The following is a 20,953-nucleotide window of genomic DNA, read 5'->3' as shown; positions in this document are numbered from 1 at the left end:
TGCATTATGTGGGGGCTTTTTTATGACCATTATTATTTTTCGTCATCCTGAATTTATTTCAGGATCTCCTGTATTATATGATAGAGATTCTGAAACGAGTTCAGAATGACGGTAGAGAAGGTGCTGGTATAATTAACTTGTCTTAATCTTAAATGCTAGATGCTATTCCCTAGCCCCTAATTTATGGCCTTTGCAGATGAAGTTAAAATTCATGTGGAAGCGGGCGATGGCGGCAATGGACTGGCCAGTTTTCAGCATAGTCGGAATATGCCTAAAGGAGGGCCCGATGGGGGCGATGGTGGGAACGGCGGCAGTATCTATCTAATAGCTGATCATAATGAAAGCAGCTTGGCTCCCTTTTTGCGCGAGCGCCATCTCCGGGCTGAGCATGGCGAAAGGGGTTGGGCGAGTAAGTGCAGTGGCAAGTCGGGCCAGGATATGGTCTTGAAGGTGCCTGTAGGCACTCAAATCGTCGCAGTGGACACAGAGAAGCGTAAGGTTAAAGAGTTTATTATTGCCGACCTTAACGCGGATGGAGTGAAGTTTAAGGTGGCGGCCGGAGGCAAAGGGGGATTTGGTAATGCGCGTTTTGCCCGGTCTAATTTTCAGGTGCCACGATTTGCCGAGCTGGGTGAGCCTGGCGAAGACAAAGATATTATTTTGCGCCTCAAACTCATTGCCGAAGTCGGTATCATTGGTCTGCCTAATGCGGGTAAATCCACGTTGTTGTCTGTGATATCTAATGCCCGGCCTAAAATCGCTGACTACGCTTTTACAACCTTAATACCCAATCTTGGTATTGTTGACGCTTCCGGCAAGAGATTCTTGGTGGCTGATATTCCCGGAATAATTGAAGGGGCTCATCAAGGCAAAGGTTTAGGGATAGATTTCTTAAAACATGTCGAGCGCACTAAATTACTCTGGCATTTAATTGACGCGACGCAAGATGATCCTAAAACCCAATTCAAAATTATCAACACTGAATTGAAAAAGTATAGTAAAGACCTGGCTCGCGAACCGCAAATTATAGTCTTTACTAAAATTGATGCGATAACTCCCGAGAAATTAAAAGCTATCCAGAAATTAAAATTCACCGGCCGACCAGTATTTTACATTTCCGGCGCTGCCCATACTGGGGTAGCTGATTTATTACAAGAAACGGTGCGGCAACTCAAAGCCATCCCTAATCCCAGTGTCGCTGTTAAAGTTTACACATTGGCAGATTTACCTAGTACCCGGTTCGAAGTTGAAAAAATTAAAGGCAAACTGATCGTGAAAGGAGATAAAATTGAGAAACTGCTTATCCGGACAGACTTAGATAACGAACAAGCCCTTGGTCGGCTGTATAAAGTTTTACGGCGGATGGGGGTGCTCTCGGAGCTTCGGAAGATTGGCGCCAAAGAAGGGAATATGGTCAAGATCGGCCAAAAGACTATAGAATACAAGGAGATTTAAATAATGGGCCTGTAGCACAGTGGTAATGCATCGCATTCGCATTGCGGAGACGCGAGTTCGATTCTCGCCAGGTCCACCAGTCTTCGCTTCTAACGGAGCTACGCCTGGCTTTGCCAGCTGTATAAATTAATCAGAAAGAAGACTGCCCTGCGGAGCGCTATCTATATCGGTAGAGACTAATGATCTATTCCCGATGAGATGAAGCGAAGCATGGGCAATATATTTTAATGGGGCAAGTTGCAGGGATGCGAGTTCGACCTGCCCGCCCGCAGTGATATCTATATCGCAAGAGACGGATGATCTACTTGCGATGAGATTGAACGCAGGAGGGTTCCGTCTAGCTCCATCACGAAGAGAATAAATAGCTGCAGTTGCGGTTTTTTTATATTTCATTTAATATGAATTTACTTTGATTTGAAAAAAGCGAGGTGGGGTAAATGTCCCGTCTTAGCGTCGAAGATATTGTCGCCGGTCACCATTACTACAGTAAAAACCGCAGAACGGGCAAGCCTGTTCTGAGGGAGGTGATCAGTATAGTGACTGATCCTGAAACCGGAGAAGTAAGGGTGAAGTATCTTACTCAGGCACAGGAAGGCCGGTCCCAAGCGCCTAGCAAAGGGGAATGCAGTATGGAGACATTCCTAACACTAGTGGAATATCCACTCTTGCCTCCCTAACCAATCACCCCAGAAGCACTTTGTGAATAGCGGGCATTATTAATAGCCCGCTTTATTTTTGCTAAAATAATGGTGCAAGGGGATATATGATTTCCATTAAAGATAATCAAGAACCATTAATCGATCTAAAGAAAACTTGCCCAGGAGTGGTAATTAGGTTAGGTAAAAAACGCTTTATCAGAGCCAATTTCGTGATATTATAGAAGCAGTTAAATTTTTATTATGTCTCCCGAACAAACCGACCCGCCCGCATTAACGCAACCAGAAAATCAACCAGTAACAAAACTCGCTTTATTTTGGAAGCGCAAAAAAACCTGGGTACCTTTCCTGGTAGTTCTAGTTTTTGTGTTAGTCAGCTTAACGAGTGCATATTTCTATCGTTCGGACTCAACCCAATTATTGAATGAACCTGACTCGGATGCTTCGGTGTTGGGAGCTTGGTATCGGTCAAACACAGAGAATATCCGCTTTGTTATGCCTGATGGATGGACAATAATCAATAATGCTAATCTATCTCTCCCAACAGGGTTTAGGGAGCCAATCTTTGTTCTGAAAAAGACGGGATCGACTTGTGTTATCGTTGAGGCGAAACAGGATATTATGCCTGCGGGCACACTAAAACAAATTTCATTTGCTGACAGAGTGTTTAGTAGTTATCATCAATATGATGGGAATTGGTGGATTGCTGCAACTGGCGACTCAGTCAAATATTCTTTTTCGGATCATACTCGGCAGTATATCGCCGGTGAATTTCGTATCTCCCACAGTCTACGCAATGACCCATTCGCACTGTTTATGAGTGATGGCACGGCTGTTCCAGATGATTGCAATAGTGATTTTAATGCAATGCTCAAGACTGTAGAGCCATACTATGAAACGGTCCAATTAAATTCCTTTTCTAAGGGGGTGCTCACCACTGAGAAAGTATGGGACGATGCTACGCGCGCTGCAACAGATAAGTCATATGAACATCTAATATTTATGGCCGATGGCTCCAAAGAAAAACGAGAAGTTATGCGTATTCCTACTGGCACATGGGCGGGCAGTTTTTCTGTGCTTGGAAATAAGTTATATACACCGGCAAATTCATACCAACCTAATACGGCAGAGAAGAAAGCAAGATTTGATTCCGAGATCTGCGTTCTTGATCCCTTCACTGGTCAAACAAAACAAATCCCTGGCACAATAACAGCCAATACCTACATCTCATCTCTCTATTTGCGCGATGGCAACGTCTATTATCTGATGGGTAGTTCTGAGTTAGGTACTTGTTTTGACGGCTATAATAAATGTTCGGCCGATTTATACTCGATTCCGCTCGTGGGAGGTAAACCAACCCTGATCGCGCATAGCTCATTAGGAGCCGTGATACTTGGGTATGTCGAGAGTGAAGAAGCTTTTTATATTAGACAAAGTTGGGGAGACGCCGGGTATAGTACTACCCTCATTAATAAAATTATAGGTGCGGAAGAAAAATCAGTCGGGGAATTTAATAGTTATGGTGGAGAGAGTGAAATTGATAAGGCTGCTTATAAACAAATGCTAGACAAAATCAATGCTATTACAACGAAAGCGGGGGCGATGAAGATATTGAGTGAAGGGGTCAGGATTAATAATGGTTCTTTGCAACCTGCTAGCAACGATATTTCAGGAGATGCAAGATTTTACTTCGATAAGTAGAATCTAAAGTTTATTTAGAGAGTGCGAGATAAAGATTCTGACTGACAGCGGGTATTCAGCGCTCTTTAGTGTAACCTGCGCTTTGTTATAGAATAACGATGTAAGAAAGTAAATATATGATCACAATTAGGGAATGCGGAGAACCATTAGTCGATCTAAAGAAAACTTGCCCAGGAGTTGTTATTCGTTTAGGTAAAAAACGCCTGCGGCGTGAAAAGACTGCCTATTTGCGCAAAACCGTGGCCAATATGTTACATAAAGCTCAAGGTTATTTGCCCCAGGGGGTAAATTTTACAATTGGGGATGCCTGGCGGCCGCAATATATCCAAGAAGAAATTTTTGATGAATTTATTGCACGCTTTAGTAAAACTCATCCCAAATGGTCGAAACAAAGAGTATTGCAAGAAGTAAATAAATATGTGGCTGACTCAAAGGGGAAGTGGGCATCTGGCCATATGACGGGCGGAGCCGTAGATTTACGCTTAATAAAAAATGGCCGCAAAGTGCCAATGAAGAGTTCTAAATTAAACTATCAAGAAAACGCTCTGTCCCATCAATCTAAATTACCGGCTTATTTAAGGCGCAATCGGCAGGTAATGTTTGCTGCATTAACTAAAGCGGGTCTATCTAATTACCCCAAAGAATATTGGCACTGGTCGTATGGCGATATTCAATGGGCCAGGCGTTTGGGTAAGAAAACAGCTATTTATGGGGCAATTAATAACCCCAAAATCATTACCTAGACCCCTCTGAAATAATCAGCTCTGGAAGCGAAAAACTCTTGACAGAAGAGGCGTTTTGGAGTAAGCTTATTTGATCAGTTAAGGAGGGGGTTTACAACTAATAAGGTTGCTCTGATGATCTGGTTTCCAGGCAGCAGAGTCCTTAAGGAGAATAATATGGATAGCATGATCACAATGCTAACGCCTTTTATTATATCGGCGTCTATGCAAACCAATCTATTAGCCGACAGCTTAAGAATTCTTCCGGAAAACCGGATGATTTTACCAAAGATACAGATTTTCTTAGAGGAAAAGAAAAGTCCGCTACCTGCTGGTGAACTATTAAAGTATTCTAACTGGGAAATGATTGTAGCTCTCTCTAACGCGGAAAGCGGTTATGGCAAACACTTGGGCGGGGATTACAATGCCTGGGGGATTAAAGATTTTCGCAAGGGTAGTGCTAACTTTGGCAAAACCCGAGACTTTACTTCTTGGGCAGAATCCATTGAATATACTTCTGAATTATTGTACAAATACGACAAGAAAGATGGCGAGCCAACTGCTGTCGGAATGGTAGCTAAATGGAAGTATGTAAAGCCTTTTGAACACTGGATCTACAATGTGAATTATGCGCTAGCGGATTTGGAATCCCACATCCAGGCCTAGTCAATCAAAACAATAAGACTCTGATAGAACACGGTATATACAGTGTTCTATTGTTTCAGTAACTAATATTTATTTTCCGTCATTCTGGTAAGCCAGCAGGCGCATCCAGAATCTTATACGATCCTGGACGAAGCCAGGACGACAATACAATGAATATATTGTCGATTGGATAAAAGAAAAACGAGGAGAAATCCTCGTTTTTTTATTGTGGTTTAAATAGATTTTCTATGTAGCCATACTGCAAATAAAATGTACATAATCACGTAGTTCTTCCAGGGTGGCTACGTGGCCCTTTTTCTGATAGTCTGCGATGCGACGCATTTCTTTAAATACCTCATCATTAGGGGAGGTACCATCTCCACCTGGAATAGGCGCAAACCAATCTACCGGTGCTGCAACTGGTTCGATGATGGTTGTCTGTCCCATCCCATTAATAATCAGAGATTTCGATAGGGTCAGAAAAACTCTGGGCATGTGCCATTGAGATGTGATCAGGAATGTGTGCTTGATCTTGCGGGCGCTGATCTGCCCAGCTATCCAGTCCGCCTGTTCTTTTACGTTTTCGGATCCTTTCTGAATCTCGAAATGTCCATAGAACGGGTGTGTGCGGTGTACCCCCTCGCTAATAATTTGCCAAATAGCTTCATAGCTTTGTACGTCCACTCGGTTGCCGGCCACAAGTAAGTGATTAATCGAAGTGGAGTAATGATTAAACTTATCTAAAGCCAGTGTAAATTGGGGCATTTCCCGTCGTTCAGGAAATAACGCTATTGCTCTGGTGTGCGCTGGAAACATCCCTTGTTTTATGTACACATTAGGAAGACAAAAGACGATGTTTACAGCGGCGGCAACTGCTTGATCAGTGATAGTGTCAGGTATCTCACCAGTCATTTATGAGCTCCTTTTCAGTCTTTTCTTTTTGATCGCAACTTTAAAATTTCAAGGACAAGAATCTGATTAATAAAATTACTCTAATTATGAGTCCAAGTCAAATAACTGGATAAAAGAAAAAGGCTGGACGAGATCACCCAAAAGTAAAAAAATTTGGTGCTGCCAGCCTTTTTATGTCAGGTTGGCGAGAAATCATCAAATTGATGAAACGCACCAAACCGGACGTGTACACGGTCATATAGTCCCGATCAATAATGACCAAACCCTTTGCTGCTCTTACGGTCTCCACGGCTTGCGCCGGGCTAACCATTTTTTGTTCAAAGGTACAAAGAAGAAAACCAATTTTATGTTTGTTTTCGGAACATAGGTGGGTGTGATCGGCACCCGAACGAGAAGCAAAGAAGATAGTTTACCAACGGTTTGCTAAGCTACCTTCTTTGGCCAAGGGTCTAGATTATGGCTAGTTATTAAAGATCATCAGGAAATTATAATATTGTAGTATAAAATGAGCTTTTCGTCAAGGGAAGTTAGGAGAAATGGGGTATTTTAGGCTCTGGAAGCGCAAAGTTTGTTGTTCGATCGTAGTGAGAACTCTGTCCTTATTCCCCGAGCTTGTCGAGGGGATACATCGTCAAATTCACCTCCTGCTCCTCGAGCCTGAGCCTCGGAGTCGAAGACCGGAGGAGAGAGAGGAATTATTTTCCCTTAGATGCTATATGCTAACCCCTAAATGCTAATATATATGTATGTTGGTGGCACCGCATTTTTTGGTCGGAACGGCGATTGCCGTGTATGCACCGGAGGCCTGGCCTTTAGCCGGACTGGCGGCTTTGACGAGCCATTTTGTGTTGGACTCGATTCCGCATCGGGACACGATCGGAAAAACTCAACTTACCCTGCCTAATATAGCGATGCAGTTGTTTAATGTAATGATCGTAGCAATAATATTTTGGCTGATTATCCCCGCTTCCTTGCGGATCTACACCCTGGTTATTGGGGGAGTGGCCATTATGCCGGATTTACTTGCCTTACCATTCCTGTTTTGGCCGCAATTATATAAAGTTCCTATCATTGAGCAGTTACATGAATGGCATACGGAAACTTTACAGAATAGAAACGAAGCAGTTAATTGGTTCTGGGGGTTGTTACCACAGGTTCTGGCAGTAGCCGTAGCAGTTTACTTTATCATCACAAAACCCCTGTAATCTCTTACAAGGGTTTTGCTAATATCTAAATAACAGCTAGCTATTTTGTTTTTGACTGACCCAACTACTTCTTGGGCATAAAGACCTCATAGAGGCCGAAGATAACATAAATGATACCAAGCACAACGGCTAAGGTGAATGCCCAGCTTCCGTTAATGAAGACCAAAATCAGGTCCACAATTCCTATGAGCAGATAAAGATATGGCATACGCTTGTTCCTCCTTTCTTTATAAGTATTACCTAATTAGTAAAGGAATCACTACTTTTATTATATCAAAGTAGAGTTATCCTAGAATGGTTCCAATTATGTCTGGGTGGCCACGCAAAAATTCCTGATCGCTGGTTAAATTTTTGCCTTCTAAACAGACAACTTCTAGCTGAAGGCTAGCTTGTGATGTAGAAACTGCCAGATGTTTATCTGAAGTCAGCCAGGCTTGGCCAACTGGTCGGGGTTGGTCGGTAGGCACCACTTTGCTGAAAGCAATTTTTAACCGTTTGCCGTGATAGAAAGTATAGGTAGTGGGTTGGGGAGTGTAGGCTCGAGTCTTACGTTCAATAATAAAAGCAGGTTCTTGCCAATTGATTAACCCATCCTCTTTTTTGATGAGAGAAGTGTAGGTCGCCTGGGAGTCATCCTGAGATATGGGCGCGATCTCACCTTCTAAGTAAGGGATGAGATTTTGTTGCAATAGATCCGCGCCGACCTTTGCTAGGACATGGCTAAGAGCTAATTGGGTGGACGTATCTTTTATGGGGACAGGTTCGCTGACGGCTATAATTGGACCAGTATCCATAGTGGCATCTATCTTCATTAGGGTTACTCCCGTAATAGTATCACCATTCAAAATGGCGGCAGCAATAGGGGAGGCGCCGCGGTATTTTGGTAACAAAGAACCATGTATGTTGACGATGCCATGAGCAGGAATATCCAAAATTTCCTGTGGCAGAATTTTGCCATAAGCAGCCACTATGATCACATCCGGATCAAGTGCTTTAATTTTTTCTAGAATCTCAGAATTGTGTTTCAGTTTTTCGGGTGTCCACACTGTCAGCCTATTGGCTAAGGCCAATTGTTTAACTGGACTGGGTTGAACTGTTTTGTGGCGCCCAATGGGTTTATCGGGTTGAGTGATAACCGCAACAATATCGAGTTGGGGCAGATCAAGTAAAGTCTGCAAGATTGTCTTGGCAAACTCGGGCGTCCCCATAAAAATTACCCGGTATTTTCTAGTAGAAGTTTTCATACCTCGTTCTCGGTATCTAAATTTGGTAAGTGTAGATTTGTTTGGGATTGGCTAACCGATCAACAAACAGAATACCGTTCAGGTGGTCGGTTTCGTGCTGAATAATGCGGGCTTCTAAATCTTTCGCTTCAAATTTAATTTCTTTATTATTAATACCCAGAGCTTTCACGGTAATTTTTTTGTAGCGCTCGACTTGCCCGAACAAGTTAGGGAAGGACAAACAACCTTCTTCGCCCATTTCCATTTTGGTAGAAGTTTTAATAATTTCCGGATTGATTAAAATTGTCAGCGGCAATTCGGGAGTTTTGTCAGTGGAATCTTTCGGTTTTTTGTATTCATAAACCAGCACTCTTTTTAGGATGCCAATTTGCGGAGCCGATAATCCCACCCCGCCGCTACAACGCAGGGTTTCCACTAAATCTTTAACCAATCGCATAGTGGCCTTATCTAACCTTTTCACCGGCTGGGATTTTTCCCGCAGCTTCTTGCTGTTGTATGTGAGTATCTTCTTCACCATATTTTTAGTATACATTACCCCTCCCAACCTCCCCTTGACTATAAGAGGAGAGGTGGGGTTATCCAATTTTATGCTATTATAAGATATTCTTTGACAAAAACGAGGTGAGCAAGCTATGGAGCTTTCAGTTATGTTGGGGTGGGTCATGACTGTGCTCCACTCCTTATCAAGTTATTGGTACTTTTTACAGCTACTCAGGCGAGAATCGGAGGTCTATATCTCCACGCGCTCTATCATAGCTTTAGTGAGTTTGATAAGCGGATTGACCTATATTCAGATGACCGCCGATCCAATTAAAAGCATTATCCCGCTAGTGAGTATGGCTGCTAATATAGTTTTTCTTGTGCCTGTTATGAAATACGGCAGACATAAGAAATTACAAAAACTAGACTATGTAATATTAGCAATCAGCTTAATTGCTATCCTGATATGGTTAGTATTCAAAAATTCTAGCGGTGCGAATGTTATTATTCAAAGTAGTGTCCTGATTGCTTTTATCCCTCAATGGATAGGGATAAGCAAAGGGAAACCAGAGAAACTATTACCTTGGTTCGTCTGGCTGTTTACTACAAGCCTACACATTACAGTAGTTTTATTGCGTTGGCAGAATCATTGGCAGGATCTCGCAGCGCCCGTAGTATGGATTGTAATTCTCACTACGGTGATAGTTTTAAGATGTCGCTACTTAAGCAAAAGCAGTTTTTCATTAAAAATATAGCCGGTTGGGATGGTGCCCCCGGCTTTTTTATTGGTGTAATTTCTGGTAGTATAAGGTATCTTGCATCTTAAAAGGAGTATACACTCATGAATGCAAATCTTCTTTGGTGGATGTTATTGTTCCTTTTTTCATTCATCTCATTGTTTTCGTGGCTTATTAAGAAGGAGGGGGCTATGACAAAACAGAATGACATATCCCATACTGATGTCAAAAAAGGGGGAGTTGTGACAGAACAGAGTGATGTATTTAATGCCAATATTGCCAATAAACTTGCAGATGTAGCTAAGGCAGAGGCCGCACGGATAGCTCGTAAAAGCTGTGCCAAGCAAATGGAGCTAAATGAGCGTGCCATTGCAGGCTTAACTCTGCTGGTCCCCAAGAGATTAGAAAAAGACTGGATTCCTAGAATTCGTTGGGAGGCTGATCGAGGCAAGACGGAGGTCTTACTCCAAATGCGAGTGCGTGACTTCCTTGGGTCAAAAGAAGCAGAGATAGGGAGTGTAATGTTGCGAGAGCGCGGTTTTGGAGCCGAGATTATCTCCCGCGGCACTGCCTATCGTTGTTACGACAGCCCGTCGGATGATGGCGCTCCCTATACCTATTTCATTAAAGTCACTTGGTGATTTGCTTGCACTCCTGCATGAATTGCGCATTAATACATTCTCGACCACAACCATAGCTGGACACCCTCCAGCTTTTTTGTTATCATTTTTCAACGGCTCAACCGGTTGAGCCGTTGAAGTTCTGCATAAGACATGAGATACAACGGCCGTTATATTTCATGTCCAGCGGAGCTTTAGCGCTTTCTGCCCCAAGGAGTCTGCCCATTGGAATCCGAGCAATCTTAAAGCCATTGGAGGAGGGATGTGCTGAATTGAGCCAAATCCTTGGCGCGGGGAGATGTTTGACCCTGCGAATGCGGGGGAGTTTCGACCATTAGCGGTAAGAGGATTTGGCCAATGAATAATCCCGACGACTTGGCCGTCCTTTCGGTGCTACCACTTTGGACGAGCAAAGTGGTAGCGAAAGAATATTTGATTAGGATAAGATTCTGGACAAGCCAGAATGACGGACTGCAAAGTAGCCCCTCGACAAGCTCGGGAATAAAGAAGTTAAGAGGATTCTCCCTTTAATTTTTGTTTGATTTTCCACCAAAACAACTTCCCGGGATTATCTACTTTATTCTCTTTCACTTCCGACAAAAGTTGTCGGACTTGCTTAACTCCCAGACGCTTAAAAAACCCTAAATAAAAACTAAAAGAACCGGGACCTTTTTTGGCGGTTTCGCCAAACAGGGTTCGAGCCTCGTCGACCAAAAGGTGAAGATCCGAATGGAGGTGGGGATTGGGTTTCCGACCCTGGAACCGGCCTAGACTAGCTTTGATATCGTCCATATTCATAGCATATAGCATTTAGCATATAGCGGCTAAGATAGGAGAATTCCATAGATGCTGGATGCTAATCCCTAGATGCTATCCCAGGGTTTTTTAGGGCTTCTGGAGCCCATTCTTGACTATTCCAGGAGAATAAGGCAGAATACTCTTGCTTTGCGAATACTGCAGTGATAAGATGCCAAAGTAAACAAAAATCAAACTACATATATAGATAAGTAATGGGCTTGAATATATATCTCACAATTTCTCTTCAATCTGAATTAATTGTCGGATCTTTATATAACCTTAAGCGAACGCCGTAATTCAGCCCAATAACTTTTTTTGGAAGTAAGGGTTGAAGCCCTTATTTTTAAATCTTGCGGTGCAAGATTTAATCCCCCGAAGCATTATCTATTTTGCGAAGAGGATAAATATCCTATTTCGCAAAGAGATTATGCGCAGGGTGGAGCACACCTTATTATCGCTGTGCGAAATTTAACCTGAGTGGAATCGAAGAATTACATAATGTAATGCTTCGACTGCGCTCGGTAAATAAATACACTAACCTGCTAACCTGCTGAAATTCTAACCCGCTAATAAATTTTCATATTAGAATCGCTCAGTATTAATCGGGCATTCTGCAGCTTGAAAACTAGTTCCACGAATTAATAAACTGTCCTTAGTTTATTGTAACTACCGATTAAGATTTAACTCTTGAGATAAGGTCAAGTTACTTAAGGGCTGTTGGTGGATGCCTTGGGAGAAGTAGACGATGAAAGACGTAGCAGGCTGCGATAAGCCTCGGGTAGGTGCCAAGCAACCTTCGATCCGGGGATGTCTGAATGGGGTAACCCATCTTGTGATGAACAAGATATCTTAGAACTGAATAAAATAGGTTTTGAGAAGTAAACCATGTGAACTGAAACATCTTAGTAACATGAGGAACAGAGAAAAGTTTTTATTCCCTTAGTAGTGGCGAGCGAAAAGGGAAGAGTCTAAACTCTTATTGTGTTAAAGCCTATTGGCGTTGCAATAAGGGAGTTAAAAGGAATTGCATTCTTGAGCAATAGATCAAGTCAGGAGTCAAAAATTATTTTCTTAGCAGAAGGTCTCTGGAAAGAGCAACCATAGCGGGTGATAGTCCCGTATGCGAAAAGAAAATAACTCTGAGCAGTTTCCTTAAGTACGGCGGGACTCGTGAAATCCTGTCGGAAATCGCCAGGACCATCTGGCAAGACTAAATACTGCTTCTCACCGATAGTGAACTAGTACCGTGAGGGAAAGGTGAAAAGTCCCCCGAGAGGGGAGTGAAATAGTACCTGAAACCAACTGCCCGTTTAAAAGTCGGAGCTCCGCGCAAGCGGGGTGACGGCGTGCCTTTTGTAGAATGAGCCGACGAGTTAATCTCAGCAGCGAGGCTAAAGTCCTGAGGGACTGGAGCCGGAGCGAAAGCGAGTGTGAATAGCGCGAATTAGTTGTTGGGATTAGACCCGAAACCGGGTGATCTAATTATGGTCAGGCTGAAGCTGCCCTAAGAAGCAGTGGAGGGCCGCACCCACTTACGTTGAAAAGTGAGGGGATGAACTGTGATTAGCGGAGAAATTCCAATCGAACCCGGAGATAGCTGGTTCTCTTCGAAATATATTTAGGTATAGCCTCATGTGTTCCCGGAAGTGGTAGAGCTACTGAATGGATTCGGGCGAGAAATCGTACCGCGTCCAATTAAACTCCGAATACTTCTCGGTCAATAACATGGGAGTCAGTCTGTGACGGCTAAGCGCCATGGTCGAGAGGGGAAAAACCCAGACTGCCAATTAAGGTCCCTAAATCTCAGCTAAGTGTCAAAGGAAGTAAGAATACATAAACAACCAGGAGGTTGGCTTAGAAGCAGCCATCCTTTAAAGAAAGCGTAACAGCTCACTGGTCGACGTATTCTTGCGCCTAAAATTTATCGGGGCTCAAGCTGAGTACCGAAGTTGCAGATTGGTTCTGATTTATCAGAGCCAGTGGTAGAAGAGCGTTCTGCTCGGCTGTGAAGTTCAACCGTAAGGTTGGGTGGAGCGGGCAGAAGTGAGAATGTCGGCACGAGTAACGTGATAACGCAGGTGAAAAACCTGCGCGCCGAAAACCTAAGGTTTCCTGGGCTATGTTAATCATCTCAGGGTTAGTCGGTCCTAAGGCGAGGCCGCAAGGCGTAGTCGATGGACAACAGGTTAATATTCCTGTACTACTGATAATTCGTCCGAAATTGGGCGCGTTCTACGCTGGAAAGGTTGTTTTGCCGCAAGGCAGAATGGACGTCCGGTTGCAGATGTGTTCAATTTAGCTATGGGGTAACGCGGGTTGGCAGGTTGAGCGGGCATAGGTTTACCCGTCCAAGCTTTTAGTGGGGTTCCTTTGGCAAATCCGGGGAGCTGTCCTTTTAGGACAACCGCGAGAAGTTACGGAAAGTGTTCTGGCTTGCCAGAATGCGATTTAACTCATCCAAACTGACTGGAAAAACCTCTCTGCGAGAATTGTTAGTATCCGTACCACAAACCGACACGGGTAGGTAGGTCGAGTAGACTAAGGCGATCGAGATAACCCTCTTTAAGGAACTCGGCAAAAAAGCGTCCGTAACTTCGGAATAAGGACTGCCTCTACGATTTTAGTTTTCTAGGGTCAATGAGGCCACAGCAAAAGTTTTTCATGCGACTGTTTAGCAAAAACGCAGGTCTCTGCCAATTCGAAAGAAGATGTATAGGGACTGATGCTTGCCCAATGCCAGAAGGTCAAGTAGATTAGTTATTCGGATTTATCCGGAGAAGCTGAAACATTAAGCCCTGGTGAATGGCGGCCGTAACTATCGACCATGGTAGTTGTAAAATTTGGCTATATGCTGGAACACCTGTTCTGTGAAAGATGTAGTATCCTGCGCTAGTCGGAATCATATACAATATAGGTATGATTGAGACTGAAAAAGCGTCAGGTGCAGGCAATCAGCAGGAAAGACTTTCAATGGAATCAATTTCCCCCGCCCTTGGCAATTTCCTATCTGGATTTGCTCTGGGTGAAGGCAGTTTCATGGTTGTTTGTCGTCGGAGAACCGATTATAAACGACATTGGAAACTGTCTGCTGCCTTCAATGTTTCTCAACAAGATGATGAGCCTTTGTATCTTTTTCAGCGAACACTGCAGTGTGGAAGTTTACGCAAAGCAGGCAACAACGGGTGGTATTACGAGGTCAATAATTTAGTTGATCTAACCACAAAAGTTGTTCCTTTCTTTGACCACTTCCCATTAGTAGGTACAAAACATCAAGAATTCCTTCGTTTCAAAGAAGTAGTCAATATTTTGTCACAATCAATGACGAATGACATTGATTATTTGAAGGTATTATCTTTGCGAGAACAAATGAATCGCGGTGGCAAACGGAAATATTCCAAAGAAAGAATCCTCAGAGACTATACGCCAAACCTGTCAGTAGTAAGTTGATAGGATGATATAGTCCGATCTCATGGGCGACCATGAGTGTTAATCAGAAATGGTTAACCCTTTCAAGAAAAAAGGTAACATCAATGAACGGTCCTAAGGTAGGAAAGAAAGCTGCCTTAGTAAAACTTGGCTATATGCTGGAAACTCTGTGTATCTCACAATACTCATTGAGTAAAAATTTGTGAGTGCAGACAATCAGCAGGAAACTCATTTAAAATGAGGATCCTCAGAGACTACACGCCAAGCCAATCTCCTCTGCCGAAGAGATTGGAAGATATAGTCCGATCTGCATGGCGACATGCAGCCTTGCAAAAGGTTCTGCCACAAGGCAGAAAACAACAATAAGCGAAATTCCTTGTCGGGTAAGTTCCGACCCGCACGAATAGCATAACGATATGAAAACTGTCTCAAAGAGGGGCTCGGTGAAACTACATTGCCGGTGAAGATGCCGGCTATGCGCAGCAAGACAAAAAGACCCCGTGGAGCTTTACTACATCCTGATACTGAATTAAGTTCTAGTTTGTGTAGGATAGGTGGGAGACTTAGAAGCCCTAGCGCTAGCTAGGGTGGAGTCAACGTTGAAATACCACCCTGATTACCTCTTAATTCTAACCTGTGCCGTTATCCGGTATGGGGACAGTGTTTGGTGGGTAGTTTAACTGGGGCGGTTGCCTCCCAAAAAGTAACGGAGGCGTTCAAAGGTTCCCTAACATCGAATGGAAACCGATGTGATAGCGCAATAGCATATGGGAGCTTAACTGCGAGACTTACAAGTCAAGCAGATACGAAAGTAGGATATAGTGATCCGACGGTTGCACATGGGTGCGCCGAAGCTCAACGAATAAAAGTTACCCCGGGGATAACAGGCTTATCAGGTCCAAGAGTCCACATCGACGACCTGGTTTGGCACCTTAACCTTTAAGGTTTCGGGGTGCTGCAGAAGTAATTCTGCACCTAAAATAAAAAATTTGGCTTATAACGGTGAAACCCAACTATTCACAAGGTGGTAAAATAATGATGTGAATAAGGGCAATACCGTGGGAAGTCCTTCGATTTTGATATCGGAGTGACCCTGTAACGACTGACCCGAAAGGGGAGGCTCTGCTCCTAGAGCAGGGCAATACGCCAACGCCTACAATCTCAACTCAGGATATGGTTATTTAACCTAAAGTCCGAGCGTAGGATGAAGATATAGTCTATGCCATTAGTAATAATGGAACATCATACGATGTCGGCCCGTCGCATCCTGGAGGGGCAGCACCTTCCAAGGGTTTGGCTGTTCGCCAATTAAAGCGGCACGCGAGCTGGGTTCAGAACGTAAATTACATTGCGTTCTACGGTAGAAATACCGTATAATAAATGTGGCTGTATCGGTGAAACCCTAACTTTCCAACCGAACGGAAAGAGGGCAATACCGAGGGAAGATTAAGATTATGTCAGAAAAACTTCTTGCGTATATTGCAGGTTTCTTGGATGGGGATGGTTGTATTATGGCTCAATTGGTCAAACGTCCCGGATATATTTATGGCTTTCAAATTAGAGTCAGCATAGTGTTTTATCAGAAAAATAATCATAAAGATTTTCTGGTTTGGCTCCAAAGTAAATTTAAAGTCGGATATATCAGGGATCGGAATGACGGAATGACAGAATATACTATTGTAAGTCCCATGTCAGTTCAGCAAGTGCTCGTAAGACTATTGCCGTATTTACGGTTAAAACGTGAATTAGCGGGAAAAGTTTTAACCATTTGCCGGATCAACCTTACCAACAAGAAATCTATTTCCGCCAGAGAGTTCTTAAGAAGAGCTCAATTGGTGGATGAAACTGCTTTATACAATTATTCAAAGAAACGCACAACGACCAGTAAAACTGTCAAAGTTTTTCTTCAACAAAATAATCTTATTCCCCGTAACGACTGATTCAAAATTGCTTGGCAAGAGCAATGAGATGAGATGGCTTTATGCCATCACACGCCACCTCCTCCTGCATGAGTTGTATTGCAGAGGATGAAGATATAGTCTATGCCATTAGTAATAATGGAATCACATGCGTGAGACAGTTCGGTCTCTATCTGCTGTGCACGTAGGAAATTTGAGGAGAGTCACTTCTAGTACGAGAGGACCGAAGTGAACGGACCGCTGGTGTACCAGTTGTTTTACCAAAAGCACCGCTGGGTAGCTATGTCCGGACGGGATAAGCGCTGAAAGCATCTAAGTGCGAAGCCTCCTCCAAGAGAGATTTCCATTTCGCAAGAAATAAGAACCCAAGTAGACCACTTGGTTGATAGGCAACAAGTGTAAGCCCAGCAATGGGTTGAGCTGAGTTGTACTAATAGTTCGATTACTTGACTTACTCTAGAGTTTTCTCTTAATCGGTAGTTCAAGTAAATTAAGGGCAGGGAAATAATTTGTGGTAAAATGATGATGAATTAAATTGTTTAGCAATGAAAAAAGATAAATCCGATAAGTTCAAAATGTTAAAAACCTTCATCATCCTATTTAAAATGCTAGGTTGGTTATGTTTAGTTGGCGGTCTAGCAGCGGCTATTGAAATATTAGTGTATCCCCAAATGATCGATCGGCTAGGCTTGGCGGCTATTAGTCAGTCGGCTTGGCTGGTGGCGTTAGCTATGTTAATCGGGGGAGTTATCTATGCTATGATTTTGTTTGCATTATCAGAATGTGTCCAAGGATTTTTGTCTATTGAAGGTAATACCAGAAAACTTCGCGATCTACTGGATCGCAAATAATTAACAACGAGTATATTGTCCTGGTGTCTGAAGCGAGGTGGTCACACCCGTTCCCATCCCGAACACGGCAGTTAAGCACCTCAGCGCCGATGATAGTTACCCCTTGTGGGTCGCAAAAGTAGGTCGGTGCCAGGACAATATACTGGTTAGATAGAATAACTTCCGAATAGGTTATTTTTTGTATTAAATTCCATTACTAGTCTGCACTTTTTCAACAAGAGGAGATCCATATCATGAAAGAACAGCTTGAAAAGTTTGTTCAGATTGCCAGCCAATTACCTGGCAAAGATCTCGGCAGTCCGGCGGATAGAAAAAATTCTTACACAGACACCATTGAGGGGATTGTGTTGGTTGGCACTGTAGTGAAGAACTCTGCGATAGGTAGACTACTCTGTATTTCTACTAGTAACGGGCCTTATAATCCCACCAAGAACATTATGGACACGTTAGAAAGCATTATGGGTAGAAAGCCAGAGATGACCGATTTTGTGGTTGATATCCAACCAACTGCTGCTATCCCTGAGTGGTTGAATGGCAAAGACCAATCTGTTATTGAATGCGAGGACAATGTGACCAGGTATGATCTAAGCGATCCTGGCCCATATGGCAGGTGGGAAGTGATCGAGAAGTTGGCCGATACAATAGGAGATCCGGCTATCTGGAACCATTCGATCTTTTATTATTGGAAGGTCACGCCCTTGTCGCTCAACTGACATCACTTAATTCCCACCAGATTAAACGCCCCTGAAAAAGGGGCTTTTTGTTGAGGTAATTTTCTGTTTAGATTAGCTTTATTGGTTGTGATACAATATATTTACTAATTAATATGTAGTCCTATGGCGAAAAAATTCAAAAAGACAGCTAAGGAGATCGAAAGATTAAGCGGGTTATACCAGCAGACCAATCAGCATATTGGTATGTCCGCAACTCCTATAGCCAGTGCCATATCCGGCTCAGCTGCTGAAGGCACTTTGGCGGCGGCGCACAACCAAAAACATGCCATTATTCGGCACGATCTCATCACCCTGCTGATTGTGGCGGTCATTATGCTAGTAGCTTTGTTTGCTCTGAATTATGCGGTTGACCACACCATTGTCGGCACTTGGCTGAATCAAGTAGTCAGCAAATTCATCTAAAATTCATTTTGTTAGATTAAAAAAACCGCAAAGTTAATTTGCGGTTTTTGATTAATGTTTTAACTAAAAGAATTACTTGATAACTGGCACACAAACGCCATTGGCAATTTTTGTCAGCACAAGATCTCTGTTAACCATCCCTGTATTATCAAATTTTACATCTCCCCAAAGCCCAGGAGTCGTGTTGCGTTTGAGATAACTAATCATATTATCCGGATTACTGCCTGTTTTTCGAGCAGCAGTTAAGGCTAGTAAAGTATTCTCAAAAGCACCGATGTAGAAGGTATTCACGCTCCGACCATTTTTAATAATCCAATCGTTGATGGTTTTATTGCTGATCGGAGGATATTCGTAACTATATTGTCCCTCTAAAGAAAATTTCTTATCGGTAAGAACGCCCGGTAATGTACAGGCTAGGTATGATATTATCGGTGTAGTAATCTGATTAACAGTAAGATCAGCGAATACTTGGTTAAGGGCAGATCCATAGCCCACTACCACCATCACATCCGGATTAAATTGTTTAATCTTTAAGGCCCCGGTGCGATAATCGGCAGTGGTTTTTTCGAAAGAAACATCTTGAACAGTTTTATCTGTATTCAGATTATTCTTGATATTTTTTCCCCACAGATTACCGAACTCATCGTTAATATAAACCACTGATACTTTTTTCCACGCGGTATTGTTATTAACTTGTTTGGCGATGTCTGATAACGATGGCATAAAGTTTTGCAAAGTATAATGTTTGTCTTTAGTCAGGCCCAATAAAGCTGCGTCAGAGATCAGTAAACTCTTTTCTTTCTCAGCGATAGGAGATATTGCGGCTGAAACACCGCTCATGCCAACTACAGCTATTTTAATTTTATCTACTGTAAAAAGTTTAGTTGCTGCAATAGTTCCTGTTTTGGGGTCGCCCATACTATCTTCAGCTATTAATTCCACTTTTTTACCAGTGGTTTCTGTGAAATAAGCAACAGCATCTTTGACTCCCTGAATCGACATTTGGCCGAACTGAGCTGCTGGACCGGTGAGGGCATAAATAGCGCCGATCTTAATTGTTCCCTCCGATGTCGATTGGCCAGTATTTATACTGTTAGACCACAAGACAACCGCTACAATCAGGACTATTGCCACTAAAGATCCAACTAACCAGTTATTTTGTTTATTCATCCTCTTCCTTAGATTAATGCTATAAGCCATTCCCCTTAAAAGTGGGGATTGTTAGCTCTAGGATAATAGAATTTGATTAATATGTTAATAATGTAGACAAAATAATTGTAAATATACGAATAATGTGCTACAATAGGAGTAAATACCACTTAAAATGTTGTGCGAAAAATGCACAAAGATAATAAAGAAATCGAATTTTTACTGCAAGAAAGTGGCTTTTCCGATAAGGAATCAGCGGCTTATTTGGCTCTTTTAGAGATCGGGAAAGGGAGCGTTTTAGATGTTTCCCGCCAATCTAAGGTAGATCGCACTACTCTTTATCGGATATTAGAGAAGTTTTTGGCTATCCCTCTGGTCCAAACCTTTAAGGAGAACAAAAAAACCACCTGGGCAGCTTTGCATCCCCGGTTTTTAGTGGAATATGCTCAAGCTAAAAAAACGGCAGTCCAAGAGATTTATCCGGCTTTGGAGCAGCTATACGACTTAAGCGCCGATAAACCCAAGCTGACCTATTTTGAAGGAGTGGAAGGTTTGCGCAATTCTATTGAATCATTAATTAAAGAGGTTAAGCATCGGGGCGAGATTCTCTCATTTTCCGCCCCGGGGGCCGCGGCAGTTTACTATTCTAAAAAAAGATTTGAAGGTTTAGCCAGAATGCGTATTAAAAAGCAAATTCTAAGTCGTTTGCTAATGTCATCTATTGAAGGAGCGCCGGGCTACAAATTGGGAGAAGATTGGAAGAACTGGCGCCATGTTAAATTAGTGGATGCAAAACAGTTTCCCTTTAAAGCCAGCATTGATATTTGGAACAACAAAATAGCGATTATGACCACCAAAGACCGGCCCATCGGGGTGGTGATTGAAGATAAAACCATTGCCGATACTATGCGGTCAATTTTTGAGTTGTGCTGGCAGAAGATTCCCGACCAAGAGTAATAATAAACAAACCATTCATTTTGTGCCAGGTTGCTGGCCTGGCCGTTAGCTCGTGTTTGCCCAAGTCTGCCCATTGGAGCCCGAGCGTTTTTCCCTTAAGCCATTGGAGGAGGGATGTGCTGAATTGAGCCAAATCCTTGTCGCGGGGAGATGTTTGAGCGTAAGCGAGTTTCGACCTGAAGCGGTAAGAGGATTTGGCCAATGAATAATCCCGACGACTTGGCCGTCCTTTCGGCGCTACCACTTTGGACGAGCAAAGTGGTAGCAAAAGAATAAGTTTATTGATTTTACAAAATCAAAGGTAGCCCCTCGACTACGCTCGGGGAATATTTATAACAAT

17 protein-coding genes, 1 tRNA gene and 2 rRNA genes are annotated in these 20,953 nt (G+C 42.9%); 14 read left to right on the top strand and 6 right to left on the bottom strand.

What is annotated here, in order from left to right:
* The first annotated feature begins 183 nt into the window (after positions 1–183).
* Together obgE and WC805_03935 are read left to right on the top strand one after the other, a co-directional pair.
* Positions 184–1,455 (top strand): GTPase ObgE, encoded by a 1,272-nt coding sequence (gene obgE / locus WC805_03940; protein ID MFA5967625.1) that lies wholly within the window; start codon positions 184–186, stop codon positions 1,453–1,455.
* A gap of 5 nt (positions 1,456–1,460) precedes the next feature.
* Positions 1,461–1,534: transfer RNA gene (locus WC805_03935), tRNA-Ala, on the top strand.
* Positions 1,535–1,581: 47 nt separating this feature from the next.
* Here WC805_03935 and WC805_03930 read toward each other — a convergent pair.
* Positions 1,582–1,848, bottom strand: a complete 267-nt coding sequence (locus WC805_03930; protein MFA5967624.1) for a hypothetical protein — start codon at positions 1,846–1,848, stop codon at positions 1,582–1,584.
* A 506-nt stretch (positions 1,849–2,354) separates the two neighbouring features.
* Here WC805_03930 and WC805_03925 point away from each other — a divergent pair.
* The 3 genes from WC805_03925 to WC805_03915 all read left to right on the top strand — a co-directional run bounded on the left by WC805_03925 (position 2,355) and on the right by WC805_03915 (position 5,200).
* A complete protein-coding gene (locus tag WC805_03925) occupies positions 2,355–3,812 on the top strand; it encodes a hypothetical protein (GenBank protein ID MFA5967623.1) in 1,458 nt (485 codons plus the stop codon).
* A 116-nt stretch (positions 3,813–3,928) separates the two neighbouring features.
* Positions 3,929–4,555 carry a M15 family metallopeptidase gene (locus WC805_03920; protein ID MFA5967622.1) on the top strand — a complete coding sequence of 209 codons (627 nt, stop codon included), beginning with the start codon at positions 3,929–3,931 and terminating at the stop codon, positions 4,553–4,555.
* Between the two features lie 156 nt (positions 4,556–4,711).
* Positions 4,712–5,200 carry a hypothetical protein gene (locus tag WC805_03915; GenBank protein MFA5967621.1) on the top strand — a complete coding sequence of 163 codons (489 nt, stop codon included), beginning with the start codon at positions 4,712–4,714 and terminating at the stop codon, positions 5,198–5,200.
* Positions 5,201–5,425: 225 nt separating this feature from the next.
* Here the strand turns inward: WC805_03915 and WC805_03910 are convergent, their stop codons facing one another.
* Entirely contained in the window at positions 5,426–6,091 is a 666-nt protein-coding gene (locus WC805_03910; protein ID MFA5967620.1) for a hypothetical protein, read from the bottom strand.
* A 746-nt stretch (positions 6,092–6,837) separates the two neighbouring features.
* On the opposite strand from WC805_03910, the gene WC805_03905 reads away from it, so the two are divergent.
* On the top strand, positions 6,838–7,296 hold the full coding sequence (locus tag WC805_03905; GenBank protein MFA5967619.1) for a hypothetical protein: 459 nt from the start codon (positions 6,838–6,840) through the stop codon (positions 7,294–7,296).
* A 284-nt stretch (positions 7,297–7,580) separates the two neighbouring features.
* Here WC805_03905 and fmt read toward each other — a convergent pair whose 3' ends face one another.
* Together fmt and def are read right to left on the bottom strand one after the other, a co-directional pair.
* A complete protein-coding gene (fmt, locus tag WC805_03900) occupies positions 7,581–8,540 on the bottom strand; it encodes a methionyl-tRNA formyltransferase (GenBank protein ID MFA5967618.1) in 960 nt (319 codons plus the stop codon).
* Between the two features lie 16 nt (positions 8,541–8,556).
* Positions 8,557–9,072, bottom strand: a complete 516-nt coding sequence (def, locus tag WC805_03895; protein MFA5967617.1) for a peptide deformylase — start codon at positions 9,070–9,072, stop codon at positions 8,557–8,559.
* 262 nt (positions 9,073–9,334) lie between these two features.
* On the opposite strand from def, the gene WC805_03890 reads away from it, so the two are divergent.
* Positions 9,335–9,775 (top strand): hypothetical protein, encoded by a 441-nt coding sequence (locus WC805_03890; GenBank protein MFA5967616.1) that lies wholly within the window; start codon positions 9,335–9,337, stop codon positions 9,773–9,775.
* Between the two features lie 173 nt (positions 9,776–9,948).
* Positions 9,949–10,398, top strand: a complete 450-nt coding sequence (locus WC805_03885; GenBank protein ID MFA5967615.1) for a hypothetical protein — start codon at positions 9,949–9,951, stop codon at positions 10,396–10,398.
* Positions 10,399–10,887: 489 nt separating this feature from the next.
* On the opposite strand, the gene WC805_03880 is transcribed toward WC805_03885, so the two are convergent.
* Positions 10,888–11,175 carry a hypothetical protein gene (locus WC805_03880; protein MFA5967614.1) on the bottom strand — a complete coding sequence of 96 codons (288 nt, stop codon included), beginning with the start codon at positions 11,173–11,175 and terminating at the stop codon, positions 10,888–10,890.
* Between the two features lie 696 nt (positions 11,176–11,871).
* Between WC805_03880 and WC805_03875 the strand changes: the two genes are divergently transcribed.
* The 5 genes from WC805_03875 to WC805_03855 all read left to right on the top strand — a co-directional run bounded on the left by WC805_03875 (position 11,872) and on the right by WC805_03855 (position 18,507).
* A 23S ribosomal RNA gene (locus tag WC805_03875) occupies positions 11,872–16,974 on the top strand.
* Between the two features lie 91 nt (positions 16,975–17,065).
* The gene (locus tag WC805_03870; protein MFA5967613.1) at positions 17,066–17,371 is read left to right on the top strand and encodes a hypothetical protein; all 306 of its coding nucleotides are present in this window, start codon (positions 17,066–17,068) and stop codon (positions 17,369–17,371) included.
* 19 nt (positions 17,372–17,390) lie between these two features.
* Positions 17,391–17,506: ribosomal RNA gene (gene rrf / locus WC805_03865) — 5S ribosomal RNA — on the top strand.
* 98 nt (positions 17,507–17,604) lie between these two features.
* Positions 17,605–18,084: a hypothetical protein gene (locus WC805_03860; protein ID MFA5967612.1), complete on the top strand. Its 480-nt coding sequence runs from the start codon at positions 17,605–17,607 to the stop codon at positions 18,082–18,084.
* Positions 18,085–18,207: 123 nt separating this feature from the next.
* Positions 18,208–18,507: a hypothetical protein gene (locus WC805_03855; GenBank protein MFA5967611.1), complete on the top strand. Its 300-nt coding sequence runs from the start codon at positions 18,208–18,210 to the stop codon at positions 18,505–18,507.
* Between the two features lie 72 nt (positions 18,508–18,579).
* Here WC805_03855 and WC805_03850 read toward each other — a convergent pair whose 3' ends face one another.
* Positions 18,580–19,677, bottom strand: coding sequence for an ABC transporter substrate-binding protein (locus WC805_03850; protein ID MFA5967610.1), 1,098 nt, complete (start codon positions 19,675–19,677; stop codon positions 18,580–18,582).
* Between the two features lie 168 nt (positions 19,678–19,845).
* Between WC805_03850 and WC805_03845 the strand changes: the two genes are divergently transcribed.
* The gene (locus WC805_03845; protein MFA5967609.1) at positions 19,846–20,613 is read left to right on the top strand and encodes a helix-turn-helix domain-containing protein; all 768 of its coding nucleotides are present in this window, start codon (positions 19,846–19,848) and stop codon (positions 20,611–20,613) included.
* Positions 20,614–20,953: the final 340 nt, after the last annotated feature.

This window comes from Patescibacteria group bacterium (genome assembly GCA_041659905.1).
GTDB lineage: Bacteria > Patescibacteriota > Kazan-3B-28 > Kazan-3B-28 > UBA10110 > UBA10110.
This window is presented reverse-complemented; position numbering and strand designations above follow the sequence as displayed.